The sequence below is a fragment of the Lysobacter enzymogenes genome (assembly GCF_017355525.1).
GTDB classification, from domain to species: domain Bacteria; phylum Pseudomonadota; class Gammaproteobacteria; order Xanthomonadales; family Xanthomonadaceae; genus Lysobacter; species Lysobacter enzymogenes_C.
This window is the reverse complement of sequence record NZ_CP067395.1, coordinates 5,634,667-5,657,867: the sequence shown is the minus strand read 5'-3', so window position 1 is coordinate 5,657,867 and position 23,201 is coordinate 5,634,667. Positions and strand designations below refer to the sequence as shown.

Below are 23,201 nucleotides of genomic sequence, written 5' to 3'. Positions count from 1 at the left end.
AAAAGCCGGCGGGGATGGCCCCAGCCGGCTTTTGTGCATTATCCGGGTTTCGGGTGGCCAAGGCCACCCCCAAAATGACCCGATTTTTGGCGGAATAGCCGCGCCGGCCGCCCCGCGTTCATGTCCAAACCCGCCGTCGCCGCCGCATGACGCAAAAATCGACCCTCGCGGCAGCGTCCAGGCGCCTGCGGCCGCCTGCCTGCGTAGACGCCGGTCAGGCGCCGGGCCAAGATCGACGTGGGGAACGCTTGCGATCCAAGGACGCAGCCACGGGCGGCAGGCGCGTCCGTCGCCGTGCGACCGCCACGACCAGAGGGGGATCGAATGAAAGGATTGTTCGCGAACCGCAACAGCAAGGGCGACTTCGTACTCAACGAAATTGAACGGCTCGCCGATGGCGGCGGCGACATCTATATCGCATCCGCGTTCTTCACCGACGCGGAGTTGGTGCTCAAGCTGCTCGATAAAGGCTGCCGCATTCATTTGGTTATCCGGCTCGGATTTCCCACCGATCCCGACGCCATCGATCGCGTGCTCAAGCATCCACAGGTTCAGTTGCGCTGCTACACCTCGAACCACTATCACCCGAAATTGTATCTGTTCGGAACCGACGCCGCGCTAGTCGGCTCGGCGAACCTCACTCGCAGCGCAATGATGCGCAACCAGGAGGTCATGCTGAGCGTCGAGGCGGACGACGAGCGCCTGCACGGGTTGATCGAGCTGTTCGAGGAATACTGGGACAGCGCGGAAGTTCCAACTGATGACCAGTTGAAGGCATACCGCAGCGCCTTCCGCGAATACGACCGGCAGCAGCGCGGGATCGATGAACTCGCGCGCGGCCTACTTTCGCAATTGGGCGACAGCGAGCCAGAAAACATCGAACGCACCAAGCCGAAGCGCTCCAAGTCGTCATTGTTCGCGTCCAGCTACCGCCGTGCGTATCAGGAGAGCGTCGCCGCGTTCGATATCGTACGCGACGCCTACCGAAGCAACGGCTATCGCAAGGCTGATGAGGCCGCCGTCCCGCTGCGCATAGAAATCGACTCGTTCATCAGCTTCGTCCGCGAACGCTACGCCATCGGCGAATCATGGCGGCAAGCGCCGCGGCGCTCCCGGCAAGAACAACACGCCCTAGTTGGCTCACTGATGCAGGAGTGGCGTCAAAATCCGTGGCCTCACTTCGAACAGACTATCGTCGCGATCAACTATCCCCGCCTCACGCGCGTCTTCGCCTCGCCACAATCGATCCGGCAAGCCGACGATTCGGAACTGTTCGACGCCCTGTCCACCCTCCACTCGTTCCACGACCGTTTCCGTTTCTTCGCCGGAGGCATGGCGACCTGGAGGCGCGAGTTCCCCACTTACAACGATCCTGTGCGTACCCGCGACACGCTCGCTTATCTGGTGCACGGCTCCGACCATGTGGTCGACCGCATGGCTAACGTCATCTACTCGACCGACTACAAACTCAACGAATTCGGCACAGCCAACGTGCAGGAACTGATCGGCTGGTGCAATCGCGAGGACCTGCCGATCCTCAATGGGCGCACCACTAAAGTCTTGAATTACTTCGGCTCGGAAGTCCGTCAATTAAGCTGATTCCCCGCCGCAGCGAAAAACGCGGGCCCGGCCTTGCGCCGGGCCCGCAGCGGCGCCGCGGTCCGACGCGCGGCGCGCCCTCGAAACGATGGATCGAACCGCAGCCGCCGGAGCCCGTGCTCCGGCGGCGCGGCGGCTTACTTGCCCTGGCGCTCGTCGATGTAGTCGTCGACGCCGTTCTTGTTGCGGTCCAGGCGCCGTCCGGTCACCTGGTAGTAGGTGCGCGACGCCAGCGGGCCGCGCACGTATTCGCGCTTGGTCGGATCCCAATACGTGGCGTTGTCGTCGATGGTGTTGGCGGTGAAGTACATCGTCGTCGACGGGAACAGGTCGATCGCGGTGCCCGGCTTGCAGTCGGCCACGTCGCGGCCGCTGTACAGGCTGTCGCCCTGCTTGCAGTCGTCGGCGGTGATCACCTGGTAGACGTGGCGCGGCTGCGACACGTGCGCGACCGGAATCGCGATGGCTTCGCCGGGCCGGCTCTGGCGCTCCTGCACCAGGGTGCGTTCGGTCTTCTCCCAGGCGCGGAACTCCTGGCCGGTGAAATCGGCCATGCGCCCGTCGGCGACCATCTGGTCCAGCCCGAGCACGCGCGGCAGCTCGCGCACTTGCAGGTTCTGCAGGCGCAGCGGCACTTGCGCGACGTTGAACACGCCGAGGTTGAGGTTGCCGATGGTGTCGAGGGTGCCGGCATCGAACGCGTGCAGGCGCGGGTTCAGCGCCATCGCCGTGCTCGACGCGTCGCGCAGGGTGATGTCCTTGATGACGATCGGATTCGGCGTGGACAGGTTGAAGTTGACGCCCATGAACGACGCGCCGATGTGGAACAGGATGCCGCCCGGCGCCTGTCCCGGCGGGCCCGGCAGACCGGCGCAGGAGCCGGTCGCCCAGGCCGGATTCGGCGTGCTCCACTTCACCGTGTACGGGTAGTAGGTGCCGCCCTGGAAGGTTTCGGCCGGGCCGATCGGGCCGATCACGGTCGGGTTGATCCACGGGCTGTTGCAGCCGGCGTAGGACCAGTCGATCGACGGCGCGGTGCTGGACGGATGCAGCACGCGCAGTTCGAGGCTGTGCGCGGGATTGGCGTTGGGATTGACCAGGTCCCAGTTCCACATCGTCTGCAGCGACAGGCCGACGTTGGCGGCGAGGATCGAGAATTCGGTGTCGCTGAAATGGCGGCGGTAACCGGCGCGGTCTTCGGCGGTGAGGCTGCCGCCGGCCGGCATGACGTGGTGCTTGAAGGTGTCTTCGCCCGGGTTCAGCGTGGTGTTGTGGGCCAGGCCGTAGTTGTGGCCGGCTTCGTGCGCGGCGGTGCCGCCGATCGAGTTGGCCCAGCGGTCGAGGGTGGAACTGGCGCCGTTGAGCGCGCCGCCGGGGCCGCCGGTCCAGTCCTGGTAGGTCTTGCCCCAGACGTAGGAGAAATCGACCGCGGTCGTGTCGCCGGTGTCGACCGCCTGCGCCAGCCCGAACAGGCCGTCGGTGATGTCCGACTTGGTCGTCACCGCCACCGTGTTGCGGCGCGCGAACGTCGTCGGCGGCAAGGTCGTGGTGTCGAGCACCTGCACGTTGAACTCGCAGTAGTCCAGTTCGACCACGTGCTTGACCGCCGAGCGCAGCGCCGCGGTGGTGCCGGTGTAGCTGGGCAGGTCGGCGGCCGAGAACGGCGCGGCCGGGTTGGTGACCGAGCCGGCGCTGAAGCCGAACGAGGGATAGGCGATGTTCGCGGTCGGGAACACCAGGTACAGCTTGTTGGCCTTGTTCGACGGGTTGTACGCCGGACAGGTGGCGGCCAGGGCCGAACCGCTGAGCGAGAGCAACGCGAGCGCGAGCGCGCTGCGCCGCAACGACGGGATCTGCTTCATGACGCTGACTCCATTAGCGCGATGGGGCGTTGGCGGCGTCGCGGCCGGCGCCCGCCCCGCCCGGCCTTGCGGCTGGCGGATGCGGCGCGGCGGCGGCCTCGACGGAGAAGGCGCGACGCGCCGCGGATCCGGCGCTCCCCGCCGGACGGATCCGCGCGGACGCCGGCCGCCGTCGGTTCTAGACGGCGCGGCGCGCGGCCGACAGGGCGAAAACGGGAACGAACGCGGACGCCGCGGGAAGGATTCGCAGCGCGCGCGGACATATCCGCATTTGGGTGATGGCAGTCGCTGGGCGCGCTTGAAGACGGTCAAGCGGCGGGAGATTCGGTGAGCGCGGCGGCGCGCCGGTTTTGCGACGGTCGCGGCGCTTTAGCGGCGGAGCCTGATCGAAGCGTGCGGCGTACGAGGCCGTTGCGCAACCGGCGAGAGCCCGCGGCGGCGGCGCGCAGCGTGCGCGCGGTCGCAGGATGCGCGGACTTTCGGCATCGCGCCCGGCTGCGCAGCCGAACGCGCGCCGTGAAAACGTCCCGCGCCGTTCAATCAATCCGTCGCCGTTGCGGCGAACGCGGCAACGGCGGATGCGGCGGACGCCTTGCGCGCCGCCGTCACCCGCTGCGCAGGCACCACAGCGCCGTCACCGCCATCGCCACCACGATCCCGCCGACCGCGCGCAGATGCGGGTCGGGCAAGGAACGCAGTTGCTCGGCGGCGCGCTTCCAGCCGTTCGGGGCGACGAACAGCACCAGCCCCTCGAACACCGCCACCAGGCACAAGGCCCGCCACAGCTCGCCGGCCATCGGCCGGCCTCAGCGGTCGGACTTGAGGTACTGCAGGTACGGGTCGTCGCGGTCGAGCACGATCACGCTCTGGCCGTCGGCGAAGGCCTTGCGGTAGGAATCCAGGCTGCGCTGGAACGCGAAGAACGATGGATCCTTCGACGCGGCCTCGCCGTACAGGCGCGCGGCCTCGGCATCGCCTTCGCCGCGCAGGCGCTGGGCGTCGCGCTCGGCTTCGGCCAGGATCACGGTCTTGTCGCGATCGGCCGAGGCGCGCACCGCCTGCGATTGCTCGAAGCCTTCCGCGCGCAACTGGCTGGCCACCTGCAAGCGCTGCGAACGCATCTGGTTGTAGACCGACTGCAGCACGTTGCTGTCCTGCGGCAGGTCGATGCGCTTGATCCGGATGTCGAGGATCTTCACGCCCAGGGTCGACGCGCCGCGGTTGATCGCTTCGAGCTGCTTGCCGACCACGGCTTCGCGGTCGCCCTTGACCACGTCGAGCAGCTTCAGCGAGTTGATCTCGTTGCGCAGCGAATCGCGGATGATCGGCGCCAGGCGCTCGGCCGCGACGTCTTCGTTGCCGCCGGTGGCCTGGAAGAAGCGGCGCATGTCCTCGATCCGGCCGAGCGCGAAGAAGTCGACGCTGACGTCGAGCTTGTCGGCGGTGAGGTAGCGCTCCGGCTCGGCCGGCAGCACCTTGAGGCGGCGGTCGAAGGTGCGCGCGGTTTCGATCAGCGGCCACTTGAAGCGCAGGCCCGGGCCGACGTCCTCGCGCACCACGGTGCCGAGGCGGAACACGATCGCGCTGTGGCCTTCGTTGACCACGAACACCGAGCCCAGCAGGGCCAGCAGCAGGGCCACGCCCGCTGCGATCAGGGCAGGAACTCTCATCGCATCACCTCATCGCGGGTCTTCGGGCGCGTGGGGCGGCCGACGTAGGGAACGCTGGAACTGGACGAGGACGAATCGGTCGCCGTCACCGACGGCAGCAGCTCGGGCTGGTTCAACGGCACGCTGACCGGGCCCGGGGTCACCGGCACGCCGCTGCGGTCGCTCATCGGCACGTACAGGATCTGCTTGGAGTCGCCGCCGACGATCTTGCGGTTCTGGCTCAGCACGTCCTGCACGGTGTCCAGCCACAGCCGCTTGCGGGTCACGTCGGGCGCGCCCTTGTACTGCTCGACCAGCAGCGAGAAGCGCGCCGCGTCGCCTTGCGCGCGCGCCACGATCGAGGTCTTGTAGCCCTCGGCGGTGGTGCGGATGCGCTGCGCGTCGCCGCGCGCTTCCGGCACGATCTTCTTGGCGTAGGCCTGGGCCTCGTTGATCGCGGTCGACTTGTCGGCGTTGGCGCGCTGGGCTTCGTCGAACGCGTCCTTGACCTCGTCCGGCGGGCGCGCGTTGGGCAGGTTGAGCTCGGTGACGGTCAGGCCGGTCTCGTAGTCCTTCAGCGACGACTGCAGGCGCTGGCGCACCTGGGTGGTCAGCACGCTGCGCGAACCGAGCACGGTGTCCAGGTCGGAACGGCCGATCTGCTCGCGCACCGCGCTCTGCGCGGCCTGCTTGAGCACTTCCTCGGGTTCGCGCGAACCGAACAGGAACTGGCGCGGCGACTCGATCCGGTACTGGACGTTGATCTCGACGTTGACCATGTTGCCGTCGCGGGTCAGGACCGGAACGTTCTCGCTGTAGGCCTTGCTCTGGGTCGCGTTGACCTTCTTCACGCTCTCGACCGGCCACGGCAGCTTGAAGTGCGGGCCGGGCTGGAGCACGCGCGAGAAGGTGCCGAAGCGCAGGACCACGCCGCGTTCCTGTTCGGTCACCAGCACGAAGCAGTTGAACACCAGCCACAGCGCGACCAGCAGGCCGAGCCAGCGCAGGATCCCGCCGCTGCCGCCGTTGCCGAACAGCCCGCGCGCGGAATCGATCAGGGAATCCAGGCCGCGGCCGGAGGGTTTGCGTTGCCGCGACGGTCGGTTGTCGCCGGAATTGTCACTACCGGGGGTGTTCCAGGCCATGCCTGCTCCTAAGAAAGTGGACGCCGGGCGCGGCGTCCTGCCGTTCGGCAGTGCGGCTGCGCCCGAGCACCGGCCGCGGCAGGGCCGATGCCGGTCCGCGGACGTCGGGACGCCCGCGGCGGGTCGCGCGCGCATTCACCTGCGCGCGAACCTGTCGATTCTAGGTGGGGGTCTCCACCGTCTCAAGCAAGGGCCGCAGCGGCTCGCCGTGGGCCTGGGCGAACAGGCGCTGGGCGTCGGCCACGGGCAGGTCGACTTCGAGCTGCCAGCCGTGCTCGTCGGCCAGCTCGGAACGCACCGCGCCGAGTTCGTGCAGGCGCGCGCGCAGGCGCGCGTCCTGCGGCGCGACCCGCACCGCGCCCTGAACGCGGCGCAACTGCAAGGCCTCGCCGAGCGCCTCGCGCAGCAGGTCGAGGCCGCCGCCGTCGCGCGCCGACAGGAACACCCGATGGCGTTCCTCGCCGGGCCGGTCGACCCGCGGCGCGACGCCGTCGAGCCGGTCGATCTTGTTGAACACCAGCAGCTGCGGCAGATCGCCGGCGCCGATTTCGGCCAGCACCGCGTCGACCTGGGCGATGCGCTCGTCGCGGTGCGGGTCGGCGGCGTCGATCACGTGCAGCAGCAGGTCGGCCTCGCGCGCTTCCGACAAGGTCGAGCGGAACGCGGCGACCAAGTCGTGCGGCAGATCCCTCACGAACCCGACCGTATCGGCCAGGACCACGCCGCCGCCCGCGCCGGCCCGGCCGGGCTCGGAGCCGGGCGCGAGGCTGATCTTGCGCACGGTCGGATCGAGCGTGGCGAACAATTGGTCGGCGGCGTAGGCGTCGGCGCCGGTCAGCGCATTGAACAGGGTCGACTTGCCGGCGTTGGTGTAGCCGACCAGCGCGACCCGCGGCAGTTCGCTGCGCAGGCGCGCGCGGCGCATCTGGTTGCGCTGCACTTCGACCTTGTCGAGGCGCTTCTGCAATTGCTCCAGCCGCTTCTGCAACAGCCGGCGGTCGGTTTCCAGCTGGGTTTCGCCGGGGCCGCGCAGGCCGATCGAGCCGCCGCGCTGGCGCTCCAGGTGGGTCCAGCCGCGCACCAGCCGGGTCGACATGTGCTTGAGCTGGGCCAGTTCGACCTGCAGCTTGCCCTCGGCGCTGCGCGCGCGCTGGGAAAAGATGTCGAGGATCAGGCCGGTGCGGTCGACCACGCGCCGCTGCAGCGCGCGCTCGAGGTTGCGCTCCTGGCCCGGGCTCAACGGATGGTTGACCAGGATCAGGTCGGCGCCGGTGGCCTCGGCCGCGGCCTTGACCTCCTCGAGCTTGCCGCTGCCGATCAGGATGGCCGCGTTGGGCCGGTCGATCCGCGCGGTCAGCACCGCGGCCACGGACGCGCCGGCCGAGCGCGCCAGGTCGGCGAACTCTTCCAGCAGGTCCTCCTCCGGCGCGCCGCCGGAGTGAGGCTGGATCAGCAGGGCGTGTTCGCCCTTCTTGGAACGTTCGAACATCGATAGGAAGAGTGCTGGCGGGCGAAACCCGGGGACGAACCCTGGCAGATGGTGGCGCCGCGCCGGTTTCTCAATTCTTCCGACCGGGTCGGACGCTTATTCGTTTTCGTCGCTGCCGTCGCTGCCGTCGGCGGACTGCACGTAGCCGCCGCCCGGGCCGACGCGGACGTTGCGCGCGGGGACCACGGTGGAAATGGCGTGCTTGTAGACCATCTGGCTTACGGTGTTGCGCAACAGCACCACGAATTGGTCGAACGACTCGATCGTGCCCTGCAGCTTGATGCCGTTGACCAGGTAGACCGAGACCGGTACGCGTTCGCGACGCAGCGCATTCAGGAAAGGATCCTGCAGGGATTGCCCCTTAGACATCTTCTAATTCCCCAGCATGTTCTAGTTATTAGGACGGCGCGGCCACCGACGGGAACCGGGCGGCTTGCCCCGGGCCCGGTGACGGACGCTTCCGTATCGCCGGCTGCTGTCCCCACAGGGGCGACCGCCCGATGGTAACGCAAGTGCAAGCAAACATTGCGACCCGGTTCCGGGTTTGCGCGCTCCATTGTAGGCGGCGCTGGGCAGTCTCTACGGCGCGCGCAGCCGGCCCGCGGCGAACAGCCTCAGGGCATGCCCGAGTTCGGCCCGCTCGCGCAAAGGATCGAACCAGCGCGCGTCAAGTTCGCCGCGCAGCCAGGTCAGCTGGCGCTTGGCCAGTTGGCGGGTCGCGAACACGCCGCGGTCGCGCAGCTCGGTTTCGCCGTAGGCGCCGTCGAGGTGTTCCCAGGCCTGGCGGTAGCCGACCGCGCGGATCGCCGGCAGTTCCAGCGGGCTCGGGTGCGCGGCCAGGCCCGGCAGCGCGCGCAGCCGGCGCACCTCGTCGAGGAAGCCGTCGACCAGCATCTGCGCGAAGCGGCGTTCGATGCGTTCGTGCAGCACCGCGCGCTCGGCCGGCGCCAGCACCAGCTTGAGCACCCGGAACGGCAGCCGCGGCCGCCCGGCCGAGGCGCGGCGCCAGTCGCTGATGGTGCGGCCGGACAGCCGCCAGACCTCGAGCGCGCGCTGGATGCGCTGGGCGTCGGTGGCGTGGATGCGCGCGGCCGCCTCCGGGTCGAGCGCGGCCAGCTCGGCGTGCAGCGCGGCCCAGCCGCGCTCGGCGGCTTCCTGAGTCAAGGCCGCGCGGGTCGCCGGATCGGCCTCGGGCATGTCCGACAGGCCGCGCAACAAGGCCTGGAAGTACAGCCCGGTGCCGCCGGCGAGGATCGGGATGCGGCCGCGCGCGGCGATCTGCTCCATCGCCCGGCGCGCATCGCTTGCGAACTCGGCCGCCGAATAGGTCTGCCACGGCTCGCGCACGTCGATCAGGTGGTGCGGCACCGCCGCCCGCTCGGCCGCGCTGGGCTTGGCCGCGCCGATGTCGAGGCCGCGGTAGACCAGGGCCGAGTCGACGCTGACGATCTCCGCGTCCAGGCGCTGCGCCCAGTCCAGCGCGAGCGCGGTCTTGCCCGACGCGGTCGGGCCCATCAGGGCGATGGCGAGCGGGCGCGGGTCGAGGGAGACGGTCATGCGGAGCGTTTGAACGGTGCGGCGGCAGCGACGCGCAGCCTCGCACAGGCGGGCGGCGCGCGGAAGCCGGCCGGGGCCGCGGCGGCGGCGGCGCGAACGCTGCGCAAACCAGCCGGCTCAAGCCTTTCGCCGCGCCGGCGCCGGCCTAGACGGGCCGGCGGTTGCGGCCATTTGTACGTTTGCTGACCACTGCGTTGCAGTTGTCCACATCCCCTGTGGACAAGCCTGCGGACAGTTTTTCGATTGCGCGCGCCAAGCCTTGCGGCATAAGCATTGCAAGAGGTTTGGCGAGAAAATGACCAGTGAATTTCCTTGACTTTGCGGCGGGCATCGGCATTCGCAGCAGCGCCCGCCGCGGGGTTCGCCGCGCCTGCGGATGCGGCTGCGCCCAAGCGACTGCGGACCTGGCTCAAGGCCTTGCGCGGCAGGGCTTCGCGGCGATCGGCGGCGGTTCGAATGCGCGCGCCCGAGCGCAGCGCGCGGCTCGCCCGTGCCGGGCGCGCGCCTGCGCTTGGGTGCTGCGGCGCACCAGCGTCCAGGCCCTGCGTCGTCGCCCTGCCCCGTCGGGCGCGGCGCCGGGCTTCGCCGCGACCGCACGACCGCGCCGAAGCGCCATCGCTATCCACACCGCCTGTGGACAAGCACTGGGATACACGCACGCGTATCGGGTTTCACGCCTTATCCGGCGCGGCTTTCCAAAGATTGGCTATTTTTTGTCCAATGCGGTTCGCGCGCGTGCGGATGGCCGACCGCCGTCCGCTTCGGCGTTGCGGCCTTGCTTTTTGCAGGGTTTCCCGGCACACGCTTCGACGCGGCTGCGGACCGCTGTCCACACCGCCTGTGGACAAGCATTGGGATACACGCACGCGTATCGGGTTTCACGCCTTATCCGGCGCGGGTCTTCGGAGTTTGGCGATATTTTGTCCAACGTCGTTTGCGCTCGCGGCGGCGACAGCGAGCGCTGCGCTACGACGCTGCGGCCTCGCTTTTCGCCGGGTTTCCTCGCAGGCGCTTCGGCGCGAATGCGCGGCGCTATCCACATCGCCTGTGGACAAGCATGCGGACAGCTGCCGTGGAATCGGGTTCCACGCCTTGTACGCCAAGGCTCGCGCGGGTTTGGCTAATTTTTGTCCAGGCATTCCCGGAGCGGGAAGCGCTCGCGGCGCCACGAAGCATCGCGCTGTTTTGCGGCCGAAACGCTCGTTGCCGCGCCGCGCGCGCGGCTTCGCTGTCCACACAGGCTGTGGACAAGCATGCGGATACACACCGGGGAATCGGGTTCCACGCCTTGTACGACGGGCTTCGCGCGAGATTGGCTGTTTTTTGTCCAACGCGGCGGATCGCCCGGATCGCGCGCGTCGCCGCACGCCGTCGAAGCCGCGCGCCGCTATCCACACCGCCTGTGGACAAGCATGCGGACAGCCGCGCTGGAATCGGGTTTCACGCCTGCAACGCCAAGGCTTCGGCGGGATTGGCGAAAATTTCGCCAGCCTGCGGCGGGCGACGCGGCCCGCCGCGCAGCCGCATCAATCCTCGTCGGGCCACTTCGGCATCGCCGGCGCCGCCGCGCGCCGCGGCTGCGCCTGCGCGGCGACCGCCTCCCAGACCTTGAGCGCGTCCACGGTCGCGGCGACGTCGTGCACGCGCAGCAGGCGCGCGCCGCGCTGCGCGGCGATCAGGTGCGCGGCGACCGAGCCGTGCACGCGCTGCTCCGGCGCCTCGCGGCCGGTCAGCTCGCCGATGCTGCGCTTGCGCGACAGCCCGGCCAGCACCGGCACGCCGAGCTCGCCGAAGCGCTCCAGCCCGGCCAGCAGGGTCAGGTTGTGCTGCAGGGTCTTGCCGAAGCCGAAACCCGGATCGACCACGATGCGCTTCTTGGCGATGCCGGCCATCTCGGCGGCGAAGATGCGTTCGGCCAGGAACCGGTGCACTTCCGCGACCACGTCGTCGTAGCGCGGCTCGTGCTGCATCGAGCGCGGCTCGCCCTGCATGTGCATGAGCACCACCGGCACGCCGAGCGCGGCGGCCGCGTCGAGCGCGCCCTCGCGGCGCAGGCCGTAGACGTCGTTGACGAGCCCGGCGCCGGCGGCGACCGCGGCGCGCATGACTTCGGGTTTCGAGGTGTCGATGCTGATCGGCAGCGCGGTCTCGCGCGCGAGGCGCTCGATCACCGGGACGGTGCGGCGCAGTTCCTCCTCGACCGGAACCTCGGCCGCGCCGGGGCGGGTGGATTCGCCGCCGATGTCGAGGATGTCCGCGCCCTCGGCGGCGAGCCGCAGGCCGTGCGCGACCGCCGCTTCGAGCGTGTCGTGGGCGCCGCCGTCGGAGAACGAATCGGGGGTGACGTTGACGATGCCCATCACCCGCGGGCGATCGAGCTTGAGCGCGCGGCCGTTGCAGTCGAGGGTCGGGGACATGTCGAACATGGGGCGGGTCCGGAGGCGGTCAGGCCTTGAATGCTACCCGGTCGCCGACGTGCGCGATTGGGGTCGCTCCCTGTAGGAGCGACGCGAGTCGCGACCGCGAACTCGGGCGGACGGCGCAGGTACGAGGTCGGGAGCGCGGGAAATACGGGGTTCGACGCAGGCGGTGTGTCGCGGTCGCGGCTTGCGCCGCTCCTACAGGAAGGTACGGGGCTATCGCGTAGGGGCAAAAACAAAAACGCCGGGGGATCCCGGCGTTTTGTTGGGGCGCGTTTTACGCAACTTCGTTAGGTCTGCGCCGCCGGCCCACCGATCGCGCCGCCGGGACGGTTGTCGTCCTTCGACACCTTGCCCGACTTGGCCCAGTCCGCCGGCGGACCCGGCTCGCGGCCGGCCATGATCGCGTCGATCTGGGTCGCGTCGATGGTCTCGTACTGCAGCAGCGCCTCGGCCATCACGTGCAGCTTGTCGAGGTTGTCCTTGAGGATCTGCGAGGTGCGGCCGTAAGCCTTGTCGAGAATGCCGCGCACCACTTCGTCGATCTTGCGCGCGGTCTCGTTGGACACGTTCTTGTGCTGGGTGACCGAACGGCCGAGGAACACTTCGTCCTCCTCCTCGCCGTAGGCGATCGGGCCCATCTCGTCGCTCAGGCCCCACTTGGTGACCATGTTGCGGGCCATCTTGGTCGCGCGCTCGATGTCGTTGGACGCGCCGGTGGTGACCTTGTCGCCACCGAAGATCAGCTCCTCGGCGACGCGGCCGCCGTACAGCGAGCACAGCTGCGATTCGATCGCGACGCGGTTCATCGAGTACTTGTCGCCTTCCGGCAAGTACATGGTCACGCCGAGCGCGCGGCCGCGCGGGATGATGGTGACCTTATAGACCGGGTCGTGCTCGGGCACGATCCGGCCGACGATGGCGTGGCCGGCTTCGTGGTAGGCGGTGAGCTTCTTCTCGTCCTCGCTCATCGCCATCGAACGGCGCTCGGCGCCCATCAGGATCTTGTCGCGGGCCTTGTCGAAGTGCTCCATGCGCACTTCCTTGGCGTTCTCGCGCGCCGCGAACAGCGCCGCCTCGTTGCACAGGTTGGCCAGGTCCGCGCCGGAGAAACCCGGGGTGCCGCGGGCGATGGTCATCGGCTCGACGTCCTCGTGCAGCGGCAGCTTGCGCATGTGCACGCGCAGGATCTGCTCGCGGCCCTTGACGTCGGGCAGGCCGACCACGACCTGGCGGTCGAAACGGCCCGGACGCAGCAGCGCCGGGTCGAGCACGTCGGGACGGTTGGTCGCGGCGATCACGATCACGCCTTCGCCGCCTTCGAAACCGTCCATCTCGACCAGCAACTGGTTGAGGGTCTGCTCGCGCTCGTCGTGGCCGCCGCCGAGGCCGGCGCCGCGATGGCGGCCGACCGCGTCGATTTCGTCGATGAAGATGATGCACGGCGCGTGCTTCTTGGCCTGCTCGAACATGTCGCGCACGCGGCTGGCGCCGACGCCGACGAACATTTCGACGAAGTCGGAACCGGAGATCGAGAAGAACGGCACCTTGGCTTCGCCGGCGATCGCGCGGGCCAGCAAGGTCTTGCCGGTACCGGGCGGGCCGACCATCAGCACGCCGCGCGGAATCTTGCCGCCGAGCTTCTGGAACTTGGACGGATCGCGCAGGAACTCGACCAGCTCGCCGACTTCTTCCTTGGCCTCGTCGCAGCCGGCGACGTCGGCCAGGGTCACCTTGACCTGGTCCTCGCCCTGCAGCTTGGCGCGCGAACGGCCGAAGCTCATCGCGCCCTTGCTGCCGCCCTGCTGCATCTGGCGCATGAAATAGACCCAGATGCCGATGAACAGCAGCCAGGGCAATACGTTGATCAGGATCATCACCAGCGACGGCCCGCTCGACGGCGGGGTCTGCTCGGTCACGACCTTGTGGTTGATCAGGTCGTTGATGAGGTATTGGTCGCGCGTGGCGTAGGTCGTGAACTTGCTGTCGTCCTTGCGCGTGCCGGTGATCGTGGTGCCGTCGTCGGAGAACTTGACCTCCTTGACGCGGTCGTTCTGCACCTGGGTCACGAACTGGTCGTAGGGGATCGTGTCCACGCCCGGGTTGCGCGGGCCGAACGCCTGGAACACCACCATCAATACGACGGCGACGATCACCCAGAGCAGCAGATTCTTGGCCAAATCGTTCATTTGTTTCCTACCCTGCGGCCCCGCGGGGCCCGTGGCCGCGAACGCCTCGTGCGCCCGCGGTAACCGCCAGATTGTCACACCCACCGCCCCGGTACATCTGTCCGAAGCGGCGCCGTTCACGAACCGGCTCGTTCAGCAAGCCGGGGCGCCGGCCCCGCCGGGACGGGCCCGGTCAGGTCGGCGTCGCCCGCTTGCCCTGGGCCAGCGCGTACACCTCCGGCGACCGCTTGCGCGAGGCCGCCGGCTTGCGGATCGAGACCTTGGCGTAGCGACGGCGCAGCTCGCGCACGTATTCGTCGAAGCCCACGCCCTGGAACAGCTTGATCAGGAAGGTGCCCTCGACCCTCAGGTGCCGGTCGGCGAAGTCCATCGCCAGCTCCGAGAGGTGCATCGCCCGCGGCAGGTCCACCGCGTCCACCCCGCTCATATTGGGGGCCATATCGGACAGGACAAGGTCCACGACCTGACCGTCCAGCGTGGCTTCCAGCTGGGCCAGGACGGCATCTTCGCGGAAATCGCCGTGAATGAACTCGACCCCGGCCAGGCCGGGCATCTCCAGGATGTCCAGGGCCACGATCCGCCCCGGCTGCCGCGGCCACAGCCGCTCCATTTCCTGGCGGACCCATTGCGACCAGCCGCCGGGGGCGGCGCCGAGGTCGACCACGACCATGCCCGGCTTGAGCAGGCGGTCGCGTTCGACCAGTTCCTCGAGCTTGTAGGCCGCGCGCGAGCGCAGGCCGTCGGCCTTGGCCTTCTTCACGAAGGGGTCGGAAAAGTGTTCCTTGAGCCAGCGCTGGCTGGATTTGCTGCGGGTCGCCATGGGCGCGGGCGGCCGTTCCGGGTGGGGGTTGGGGAGGCCATGATACCCTGACCGCCCTTTTGACTTGATTCGCGTGTCCCGATGCCGACCCTGCTGACCTCCGCCCAGACCCGTTTCCTGCGCGGACAGGCCCATGATCTCAAGGCCATGCTGCAGGTGGGCGGCAAAGGGGTGACCGATGCCCTGATCGCCGAAATCGACCTCGCGCTGGAGCACCACGAGCTGATCAAGGTCAAGGTCGGCGCCGAAGACCGCGAAACCCGCGACGCCGTGATCGGCGGCATCGCCGAGCGCACCGGGGCCGCCCTGGTCCAGCGCATCGGCCACACCGCGGTGCTGTACCGCCCGAGCAAGGACAAGCGCCACATCGTGCTGCCGCGGGCCTGAGAGCCGGGAATCGGGAGTGGGGAGTCGGGAATCGGATTCGAGTGCCCGCGCCCCTACCCCGCTTTTGACGATTCCCTATTCCCCATTCCCGATTCCCGTCCGATGCAACTGAACCTGGAACGCCCCGACCACGAGTTCTTCCTGCGCGGCGCCGACGGCCGCGTGGCCCTGGTCAACGACCGCCGGATCGAGCGCAGCTTCATCCTGGCGCCGAACGCGCTGATCGAGGACTGGGCGGCAGGCGACGTGCGCAGCCTGCGTATCGAAGACCTGGAACCGCTGTTCGCCTTGAAGCCGGAGCTGATCGTGCTCGGCTGCGGCGCCGCCCAGGCGTTCCCGCCGGCCGCGACCCTGGCCGCCTGCCTGGCGCGCAAGGTCGGTCTGGAGTCGATGACGAATGCGGCCGCCGCGCGCACCTTCAACGTGCTCGCCGGCGAAGGGCGGCGGGTGGTCGCCGGGTTCGTGCTGGGGGCTTGATGTTTCCGGCGCCGCGTTTGCGGTCGCTGGCCTGTTTCCTTGTCGGGTTCGCGGCGGTGCTGAGCGCCGGTTGTCGTGCGCCTTCGCCGGCCGAACGCTATCAGGCTTGGCTCGACGGCGGACAACGCGACGCGGTCGCACGATACGGCGAGTACCTGCGACGTCACGGTATCGGCGACTCAAATCGATCGGCGGCGAACCCCTTCGCCGCCGATCCGCCGAACAGCGCGTAGCCGGCCGCACCGCGGCGGCCACGAACCCACGGCCCTCCCCGATCAGACTCGTTGCGACGAACGCTGGCCGGCCTCGGCGTCGCCGAGCCGGTAGCGGTACGAACCTTCGCTCAATTCCATGACGATGCCGCTGGACGGCACGTACCAGACCATCGCCGGCTGGCCCTCGCGCACCGCCGCGTACGCCGCGGACGGAAGCTTGAACGTCTGCGCGCGCGAACCGGCTGCGTCGGTCACGGTGAGCGCGCAATACGGCCGCAGCCGGCCGCGCATGCGCTTGCCGGCGATGCGCCCGGCGACGCCGATCTTGCTGTCCAGCGCGATGTCGTCGCGCACGTAACCGCCGCGGTTTTCCGCGACCGGAAAATTCAGCGACAGCATGAAGCCGACGCACGCGGTCAGCACCGCCGTCGCGGCGCTGAAGCCCAACGGCAGCATCAGCGCGCCGGCGCCGGCGGCGGCGATCGACAACGCAAGCAGTACCCGCCAGTGGCCGCCGCTGCGCGCGGCGAGCAGGTCGCGCTCGCGCTGGCTCAGCGGACGGCTGGCGCGCGCTTGGGGTTGCGGATGGGGCGCCTGGGAGGCGCTCGGGCCGAACGCGTCCGGCGACGGGACGCTGCGGTCTTGGGTCGAGGTCAACATGGTGGGGGTTTCCGACGATGGCTAACGATCGCGAGTCCGTGCGCTGCGGCGCGATCCATCGCAATCTGGGTTCCGTTGCGCCGACCCCTGTTTCAGCGCGGCGCGACCGTAGCACGCGATTTGCCGAACAACTATTCGAACGCGAACCACGCGCGGCCGTTGCGGGTTCGATCTGCAACCTGCGGCCGGATTTTTCTGCGCGCTGGCGCACTCGGCGAAAGCCAACTGAGCGAGGTTGCGGCTGGTTCGATTCATTTACTTCGCCGGCGGCTGAATCGTGGTTGCGCGCACGCCATCGAGGTTGCGCAAGCGATCGCGCCGTCGGTCGATATCGGCGTGCCGTTCGTCGCTCTCGAACGGCTCTCGTTCATTCGCCGGTTATTGCAGGAGAAACCGTTCGCCTACGCCAATCACACTCGCAACGCACGGCGATGATCGGTTCGATACGACCGACCGATGGCGGGCAGCGAATGTCGACGAATTTCGCGGTTGCCGCTGGAAATCGGGCGATGCGCCATGGGCGATTCGAGCATCGCGCCGCCGAGAGCGCGGGAGTCGGTGCACGATGCTCGACGCTCGCAGCCGTTCGACCCGCGCCGACGGACGATGGGATCGCCCGCTCGCCCCTGCCCCACCCGCCCCCGGCCGGGGTTGGCGCGGACGCGGCGGCGGCGTTATAACGCCTGCGACGCATCGGACCGCCGCGATTCCCCCGCGCAAGGTGGCGCATGACTTCCCAGACTGACGCAGCCGTTCCCGCAACCGAACCGGTCCCCGCCGCCGACAGCGCGCCGCTGACCGAGCGCGAACGCCAGTTCCTGCGCGCCAAACAATCGCGCGAAGCGCCGCGGGTGCTGTGGTCGAGCACCGTGTTCGCCGTGATCTGCTTCGCCCCCGCGCTGTATTTCGAACCCGAGGCGCGCGGTTTCTGGCCGATCGCCGGCGTTTCGCTGGCGATCGGATTCATGGTCTTGCTCGCATGGAGCGAGTCGCTCGACCAGGCCAATCTGCGCGACGACCTCGCCGCCGGGGTCAAGTTCTGGCGCGAAGGCGTGCTGACCGGGGTCATGGAACGCGACGACGGCGAAAGCTGGCCGCCGATCTACTGCCTCTACATCGCCATCGACGGCGACGACCCCGAGCTGCCGACGCGCTTCTCGGTGCCGTGGAATTGCTACGAAGCCGTGCGCACCGACCTGCGCGTGCGCATCGCCTATGCGCCCAAGGCCTTACGGTTGTTGAACCTGACCCAGGGCGACTACGACTACGTCGCGGTGGACCGGCAGTTCGACGTGCACCCGCCGCCGCCGTGAGCGGCCGCGCCGCACGCGCGCCGGATCGATTCGCGGTGTTCGCCACAGCGGCTCAGGCCGCGTCCAGGCCCAGTTGCGCCAGCTTGCGCGCCCAGCCGTCGGCATCGTTCAAGGTGTGCAGCCAGCCGCCGTCGTCGCGGCGATAGGAAATCAATCCGCCCGCGGCCGCGAACGGCGTCAGCACCACGCGGTCGCGCGCGACCGCGCTGCGATGCTCGCTGCTGCGCGCGCGATAGCCGAGGATCCGCTCGGGCGTCGAGTCCGCATCGGCCGGCGTCAGCGCGTAGCGCCCCGGGCAATCGCGGATCGCGCGCCACGGCCAGCGCGCCAGCGCGGCGGCGAACTCGTCGCCGCGCGCGTTCACTTCGCCGGCAAATACAGCAGCGGATCGACCGGCTTGGCGTTGTAGCGCACTTCGAAATGCAGTTGGTCGCGCGCCGCGCCGCTGCGGCCCATCTCGGCGATCTGCTGGCCGGACTTGACCAGTTGGCCTTCGTTGACCAGGCGCTTGCGGTTGTGGCCGTAAGCCGACAGCCACTGTTCGTTGTGCTTGACGATGATCAGCTCGCCGTAGCCGACCAGGCCGGTGCCGGAGTACACCACCACGCCGTCGGCGGCCGCGCGCACCGGGCTGCCGGGCGCGCCGCCGATGTCGACGCCCTGCTTGGTCGGTTCGTTGGCGACGAAGCGGCCGAGCAGCGGGCCGTCGGCCGGCCAGCGCCAGCGGATGCCGCTGTCGATCGGCGCGGCCGGTGCGGGCGCCGGCGCGCTCGGGCGCGAGGCGGTCGAGCCGCCCGACGACGACGAACCCGACGACGAGCCGCCGCGACCCGGCGGATACAGCTTCAGGCGCTGGCCCGGATACAGGTTGTACGGCGGCGACAAACCGTTCCACGCGGCCAGATCGGCGAGCTGGATGCCGTTGTTGGTCGCGATGCGGTACAGGCCTTCGCCGCGCTGCACGACCACGGTCGCGCCGGGTTTGGCCACCGACGGCCGCTGCGCCGGAGTCGAGGGGCGGCTGCTGCCGCCGCCGCGCGAACCGCCGCGGGAAGGTTCGCGGACGACCGAACTCGAACAGCCGATCAGGGCGAGCGTGGCCAGCAGGCAGGCGGCCATCGCCAGGGTCGGGGTTCGGGTCGTCTCGCTCATGGTGATCCTCTTGCCGCGCCGCTCGCCGGGCGCGTGGTGTCTCGGATGTCCGATGCCGCTGCGGCAGTGTCGCCGCTCGCGCGCCTCAGCGCTGTGAATGCCAGACCAGCACGGCGATGGCGACGACCACCACCGCGGTGGCGATCCAGCCGATCGGCTCGATGTAGCGCCGCAGCGCCGCTTCGGCGCGTTCGCCGCCGATGCGGATCGCCAGCGCCAGCAGGTACACCCGCTTGGCCCGGCCGATGAACATGCTCGGGATGTATTGCAGCATAGGCACGCCGACGATGCCCGACGCCCAGGTGAACACCTTCATCGGGATCGGCATGAAACCGCCGAGCACCAGGAAGGTGAACACCGCCCACGGCGATTCGACCATCTTGGCCTGCACGGTGGCGATGCCGGCTTCGATCGACGGCAGCATGCCCATCGCCGCGAACGCCGGCTTCAAGGCTTCGAACGCGTAGTGGCCGAGCGCGTAGCCGACCAGCGCGCCGAGCATCGAGCCGATGATGCTCAAGGTCGCGAACCAGAACGCGCGCTTGGGCTGGGCCACCGACATCGGCGCCAGCATCACCTCGGGCATGATCGGGAAGATGATCGCCTCGACGAAGCTCAAGCCGGTCAGGTAGGCCGGGGCGTGGCGGTGGCGGGCCCAGGTGATGGTGCGCTCGTAGAGCGGTCCGAAAATTTTCAATGCCATGGGCGAAGTCGGCCGAAGGGGCGGCGCATAGCCGCCGGTTGGTCGTGGACGGCCGCGCGGCCGCCGGGGGGAGTCAGTCGATCATGCCCGACAGCAAAGGCACGAACACCACCGGCGCCAGCGTGGTCTGGCTGATGGCGCCGTCGGCGTCCTTGCGCAGTTTGAGCAGCGATTGCGACGAGGCGGCGCCGACCGGAGCGATCAAGGTGCCGTTCGGCGCCAGTTGCTCGGTCAGCGCATCGACCAGCGCGGGCGCGGCGGCGGTGACGATGATCGCGTCGAACGGGCCGTTCTCGGGCCAGCCGATGCGGCCGTCGTCGTGCTTGCTGCGCACGTTGAGGCCGAGCTGGCGGAAGCGCTTGCGCGCGGTGCGCAGCAGTTCGCCGATGCGCTCGACGGTGTGCACTTCCAGCCCCAGCGCGGCCAGGATCGCAGCCTGGTAGCCCGAACCGGTGCCGATCTCCAGCACCTTGCCGGGCACGCCGTCTTCGAACAGGGCTTCGGTCATGCGCGCGACCACCCACGGCTGCGAGATGGTCTGGCCGTGGCCGATCGGCAGCGCGGTGTCCTCGTAGGCGCGCATCGCCAGCGCCTCGTCGACGAACAGGTGGCGCGGCACGGTGCGCACGGCGTTGAGCACGCGCTCGTCGCGGATGCCGGCTTCGCGCAGGCGCTCGACCAGGCGGTCGCGCACGCGCTGCGAGGTCAGGCCGCTGCCGATCGCTTCGGGTTGCAGGCGCATGCGCTGGATCATCGCGCGCGCTCCGGCGCCGGCCCGCTGTTCAATGGAGTGTCGAGCGCCGCGGCGAGGCCGCCGACCCAGCTGGCGACCTGTTCCAGCGCCTGGTAGCGGGTCAGGTCGACGTGGATCGGGGTGATCGAAATATTGCCCGTGCGCAGGGCGTGGAAGTCGGTGCCCGGGCCGGCGTCGGCTTCGGCGCCGGCCGGGCCGATCCACCACCACTCGCGGCCGCGCGGATCGCTCTGGCGGATGCAGGCCTCGGCGCGGTGGCGGTTGCCCAGGCGGGTGACTTCGAAGCCGGCGACCTCGTCCCAGGCCAGATCGGGCACGTTGACGTTGAGGATGGTGTCGGCCGGCAGCGGATCGGTGCGCAGGCGGGCGATGATCTCGACCGCCGCGCGCGCCGCGGTTTGGTAATGGCGGCCGTCGTGGTCGGCCGCGGCCAGCGACATCGCCACCGCCGGCAGGCCGAGGAAGCGCCCTTCCATCGCCGCGGCGACGGTGCCCGAATAGATCACGTCGTCGCCGACGTTGGCGGTGGTGTTGATGCCGGACACGACGATGTCGGGTTCTACCTCGAGCATGCCGCTCAGGGCCACGTGCACGCAGTCGGTCGGCGTTCCGTAGACGCGCCAGGTGCTGTCGTCGAGGCGCGCGACCCGCACCGGCATGTCCAGGGTCAGCGAATTGCTCGCGCCGGAGCGGTCGCGATCGGGCGCGACCACCAGCACTTCGTGTCCTGCCTCGCGCAGCCCCTGGGCGAGGATGCGGATGCCGGGCGCGTCGACGCCGTCGTCGTTGCTGAGCAATACGCGCATGAGACTCCGCTGAGGAAAGACAGGCCTGGGGGAGCCCCGGATGATACCCGATAGGGCGGCAGCCTTCCCGCGCCGCGCCCGGCCGGCAGCGCGCGGCGGGCGTATGTATGATGACTGCGACCCGCCGGAGCGCGAGTCATCAGACACGCATGGAGTCCGCATGGAGTATTGGGACCACATCGACCGGGTGATGCGCGCCGGCTCGTTGGATGAAGTCAAATCCGTGACATCGGCCTTCTCCCGCGCCGTGGGCTTCCACAACCACGGTTATGCGACCAAGTTGCGCGAACCGCTGGCCGGCGGTTCGGATTTCGTGTTCTTCGAGGATTTCGACAGCGACTGGTCCAAGACCTACCTGGCGCTGGCCGCGCCCGACGCCGAGCGCAACGACCCGCGCATCACCCTGTCGCGCGAAGGCTTGCCGGCGGTGGCCTGGAATTCGCGCGGCCGCACCACCTGGGAACCGCGCCCGCAGCTCTACCAGATCGGCCGGCGCACGCTGATGGCGGCCGGCGAGTTCGGCTTGCACGGCGGCATCACCGTGCCGAGCTGGTCGCCGGGCACGCAGTGGTCGTTCACCACCTTCACCGTCAACGCGCTGGCCGATCCGCGCGAACTGGCGCCGACCCTGGGTCCGGCGGTGTACTTCGTCAGTTGCATGCACGCGGCGATCGACCGGCTGCTGCGCCGTCCGCGCAACGCGCCCCGGCTCAGCGACCGCGAATGCGAAGTGCTGCGCTGGTCGGCGGTCGGCAAGACCTCGTGGGAGATCTCGATGATCCTGCAGATCAGCGAGCGCACGGTGAACTTCCACCTGCAGCAGGTGGCGCGCAAGCTCGGGGTCAAAGGCCGCCGCGCGGCCTGCGCGCGCGCGGTCGCGCTAGGGCTCATAGCGTTGTAGAAATCGGCGGATGGGAGCCCGCAGATAGCGGAACGGCCGCAGGCGTGCGGGCTTCGCTTATCTCCTGAGCGTGTTCGCCGTTTCCTCAGCTTCGCAGCGGCGTTCCGCGCAGTCATCGGACTTTGCCCAATCTGCCGACTGGATCCTGCCCGGCCGCAGCGTACGGCTGCGGGCGGCGGCCGGCTGCGCCTTGCGGCGCCTGCATCGCGACGCGAGCCGGGGGCGCCCGCCTGGGCGCCCGCGCGCGATCGCCGCGCCTGTCGGTTTTGACAGGGACGCCCTCGCCCGCCGCCGAAAGCGTGATGAACTAGACGTTCGCGGCACCCTCGGTGCGCGCCTGCGGCGCGAGGGGACATCGCAGCGCGTGCCGCGCCTTCAACCTTGTTTCCCCGGTGACGGCCCGATACCGACGGGCCGCAAGTCCCAAGGATGGGCCGGGGCTTTCTTTTCGCCGCCGCCGCGCTGACCGCGGCGCGCCCGCGGCGATATCCTGTGGCCATGACGTCCCAGCCCGACCGCCCCGACCAGGATGCCGGCGACGACGACGCGGCCCTGTTCCGCGCCGCCATCGGCGAAGTCCGCCGCCTGCCCGAAGCCGCGCTGCCGCCGTCCGCGCCGAAGCCGCGGCCGCGCCCGCGCATGGCCGAGGCCGACGAGGCGCAGGCGCGCGAAGAATTCCGCCATGCCCTCGACGAACAGTTGCTGGAAGCCGGCGACCCGCTGAGCTATCGCCGCGACGAACTGCCGCCGAAGATTTTCGCCCGGCTGCGCCGCGGCGAGATGTCGGCGCAGGAGGAACTGGATCTGCACGGCAGCCCGGTGCGCGAGGCCGAAGCGCTGCTGCGCGCGTTCCTCAACGATGCGCGCGCCCACGAGCTGGGCTGCGTGCGGATCATCCACGGCAAGGGCCGCGGCGGCAGCAGCGATTTCCTCGACAGCCGCGGCCTGCCGGTGCTGAAGAACCTGGTCGACCGGATGCTGCGCCAGCGCGCGGACGTGCTGGCGTTCCATTCCGCGCCGAGCGCGCAAGGCGGCACCGGCGCGGTGCTGGTGCTGCTGGCGCGGCGGCGCTGAGTTCGCCCGGCGCCGCCGCGGCATCGTTC

23 protein-coding genes are annotated in these 23,201 nt (G+C 69.4%); 7 read left to right on the top strand and 16 right to left on the bottom strand.

Features of this window, described 5'->3' with window-relative positions; genetic code table 11:
• The first annotated feature begins 324 nt into the window (after positions 1-324).
• Positions 325-1,599, top strand: coding sequence for a phospholipase D-like domain-containing protein (locus JHW38_RS23940; RefSeq protein ID WP_207523771.1), 1,275 nt, complete (start codon positions 325-327; stop codon positions 1,597-1,599).
• Positions 1,600-1,736: 137 nt separating this feature from the next.
• On the opposite strand, the gene JHW38_RS23935 is transcribed toward JHW38_RS23940, so the two are convergent.
• The 10 genes from JHW38_RS23935 to rlmE all read right to left on the bottom strand — a co-directional run bounded on the left by JHW38_RS23935 (position 1,737) and on the right by rlmE (position 14,730).
• The gene (locus tag JHW38_RS23935) at positions 1,737-3,461 is read right to left on the bottom strand and encodes a hypothetical protein (RefSeq protein WP_207523770.1); all 1,725 of its coding nucleotides are present in this window, start codon (positions 3,459-3,461) and stop codon (positions 1,737-1,739) included.
• Positions 3,462-4,066: 605 nt separating this feature from the next.
• Positions 4,067-4,258 carry a DUF2065 domain-containing protein gene (locus JHW38_RS23930; protein ID WP_207523769.1) on the bottom strand — a complete coding sequence of 64 codons (192 nt, stop codon included), beginning with the start codon at positions 4,256-4,258 and terminating at the stop codon, positions 4,067-4,069.
• A gap of 9 nt (positions 4,259-4,267) precedes the next feature.
• Positions 4,268-5,131: a protease modulator HflC gene (gene hflC, locus JHW38_RS23925; RefSeq protein WP_207523768.1), complete on the bottom strand. Its 864-nt coding sequence runs from the start codon at positions 5,129-5,131 to the stop codon at positions 4,268-4,270.
• Positions 5,128-6,255, bottom strand: a complete 1,128-nt coding sequence (hflK, locus tag JHW38_RS23920; RefSeq protein WP_207523767.1) for an FtsH protease activity modulator HflK — start codon at positions 6,253-6,255, stop codon at positions 5,128-5,130. Before hflK ends, hflC begins: the two co-directional genes overlap by 4 nt.
• Positions 6,256-6,415: 160 nt before the next feature.
• Positions 6,416-7,744 (bottom strand): ribosome rescue GTPase HflX, encoded by a 1,329-nt coding sequence (gene hflX / locus JHW38_RS23915; RefSeq protein WP_207523766.1) that lies wholly within the window; start codon positions 7,742-7,744, stop codon positions 6,416-6,418.
• A 96-nt stretch (positions 7,745-7,840) separates the two neighbouring features.
• Positions 7,841-8,113 carry an RNA chaperone Hfq gene (gene hfq / locus JHW38_RS23910; RefSeq protein WP_057946835.1) on the bottom strand — a complete coding sequence of 91 codons (273 nt, stop codon included), beginning with the start codon at positions 8,111-8,113 and terminating at the stop codon, positions 7,841-7,843.
• Positions 8,114-8,323: 210 nt separating this feature from the next.
• Complete coding sequence (gene miaA / locus JHW38_RS23905) at positions 8,324-9,301, bottom strand: tRNA (adenosine(37)-N6)-dimethylallyltransferase MiaA (RefSeq protein ID WP_207523765.1); 978 nt, start codon at positions 9,299-9,301, stop codon at positions 8,324-8,326.
• Positions 9,302-10,827: 1,526 nt separating this feature from the next.
• Positions 10,828-11,727: a dihydropteroate synthase gene (gene folP / locus JHW38_RS23900; RefSeq protein ID WP_207523764.1), complete on the bottom strand. Its 900-nt coding sequence runs from the start codon at positions 11,725-11,727 to the stop codon at positions 10,828-10,830.
• A gap of 284 nt (positions 11,728-12,011) precedes the next feature.
• The gene (gene ftsH, locus JHW38_RS23895) at positions 12,012-13,910 is read right to left on the bottom strand and encodes an ATP-dependent zinc metalloprotease FtsH (protein WP_207523763.1); all 1,899 of its coding nucleotides are present in this window, start codon (positions 13,908-13,910) and stop codon (positions 12,012-12,014) included.
• 172 nt (positions 13,911-14,082) lie between these two features.
• Entirely contained in the window at positions 14,083-14,730 is a 648-nt protein-coding gene (rlmE, locus tag JHW38_RS23890) for a 23S rRNA (uridine(2552)-2'-O)-methyltransferase RlmE (protein ID WP_207523762.1), read from the bottom strand.
• 81 nt (positions 14,731-14,811) lie between these two features.
• Here rlmE and yhbY point away from each other — a divergent pair, with 81 nt between their 5' ends.
• On the top strand, positions 14,812-15,117 hold the full coding sequence (gene yhbY, locus JHW38_RS23885; RefSeq protein WP_207523761.1) for a ribosome assembly RNA-binding protein YhbY: 306 nt from the start codon (positions 14,812-14,814) through the stop codon (positions 15,115-15,117).
• A gap of 102 nt (positions 15,118-15,219) precedes the next feature.
• On the top strand, positions 15,220-15,594 hold the full coding sequence (locus tag JHW38_RS23880) for an Mth938-like domain-containing protein (protein WP_207523760.1): 375 nt from the start codon (positions 15,220-15,222) through the stop codon (positions 15,592-15,594).
• Positions 15,595-15,869: 275 nt separating this feature from the next.
• Here JHW38_RS23880 and JHW38_RS23875 read toward each other — a convergent pair whose 3' ends face one another.
• Entirely contained in the window at positions 15,870-16,469 is a 600-nt protein-coding gene (locus tag JHW38_RS23875; protein WP_207523759.1) for a hypothetical protein, read from the bottom strand.
• A gap of 120 nt (positions 16,470-16,589) precedes the next feature.
• Between JHW38_RS23875 and JHW38_RS23870 the strand changes: the two genes are divergently transcribed.
• Positions 16,590-16,904 carry a hypothetical protein gene (locus tag JHW38_RS23870; protein WP_207523758.1) on the top strand — a complete coding sequence of 105 codons (315 nt, stop codon included), beginning with the start codon at positions 16,590-16,592 and terminating at the stop codon, positions 16,902-16,904.
• 293 nt (positions 16,905-17,197) lie between these two features.
• Positions 17,198-17,782, top strand: a complete 585-nt coding sequence (locus JHW38_RS23865; protein ID WP_207523757.1) for a hypothetical protein — start codon at positions 17,198-17,200, stop codon at positions 17,780-17,782.
• A gap of 52 nt (positions 17,783-17,834) precedes the next feature.
• On the opposite strand, the gene JHW38_RS23860 is transcribed toward JHW38_RS23865, so the two are convergent.
• The 5 genes from JHW38_RS23860 to surE all read right to left on the bottom strand — a co-directional run bounded on the left by JHW38_RS23860 (position 17,835) and on the right by surE (position 21,197).
• The gene (locus tag JHW38_RS23860) at positions 17,835-18,146 is read right to left on the bottom strand and encodes a hypothetical protein (protein WP_207523756.1); all 312 of its coding nucleotides are present in this window, start codon (positions 18,144-18,146) and stop codon (positions 17,835-17,837) included.
• Complete coding sequence (locus tag JHW38_RS23855) at positions 18,143-18,934, bottom strand: peptidoglycan DD-metalloendopeptidase family protein (RefSeq protein WP_207523755.1); 792 nt, start codon at positions 18,932-18,934, stop codon at positions 18,143-18,145. The genes JHW38_RS23860 and JHW38_RS23855 overlap by 4 nt, the downstream gene beginning before the upstream one ends.
• 85 nt (positions 18,935-19,019) lie before the next feature.
• The gene (locus JHW38_RS23850) at positions 19,020-19,631 is read right to left on the bottom strand and encodes a YqaA family protein (protein WP_207526494.1); all 612 of its coding nucleotides are present in this window, start codon (positions 19,629-19,631) and stop codon (positions 19,020-19,022) included.
• A 79-nt stretch (positions 19,632-19,710) separates the two neighbouring features.
• Entirely contained in the window at positions 19,711-20,391 is a 681-nt protein-coding gene (locus JHW38_RS23845; RefSeq protein ID WP_207523754.1) for a protein-L-isoaspartate(D-aspartate) O-methyltransferase, read from the bottom strand.
• Positions 20,388-21,197: a 5'/3'-nucleotidase SurE gene (gene surE, locus JHW38_RS23840; RefSeq protein ID WP_207523753.1), complete on the bottom strand. Its 810-nt coding sequence runs from the start codon at positions 21,195-21,197 to the stop codon at positions 20,388-20,390. Before surE ends, JHW38_RS23845 begins: the two co-directional genes overlap by 4 nt.
• A gap of 160 nt (positions 21,198-21,357) precedes the next feature.
• On the opposite strand from surE, the gene JHW38_RS25740 reads away from it, so the two are divergent.
• On the top strand, positions 21,358-22,098 hold the full coding sequence (locus JHW38_RS25740) for a helix-turn-helix transcriptional regulator (RefSeq protein WP_278249801.1): 741 nt from the start codon (positions 21,358-21,360) through the stop codon (positions 22,096-22,098).
• A 498-nt stretch (positions 22,099-22,596) separates the two neighbouring features.
• Positions 22,597-23,172 (top strand): Smr/MutS family protein, encoded by a 576-nt coding sequence (locus JHW38_RS23830; protein WP_207523752.1) that lies wholly within the window; start codon positions 22,597-22,599, stop codon positions 23,170-23,172.
• Positions 23,173-23,201 lie beyond the last annotated feature (29 nt).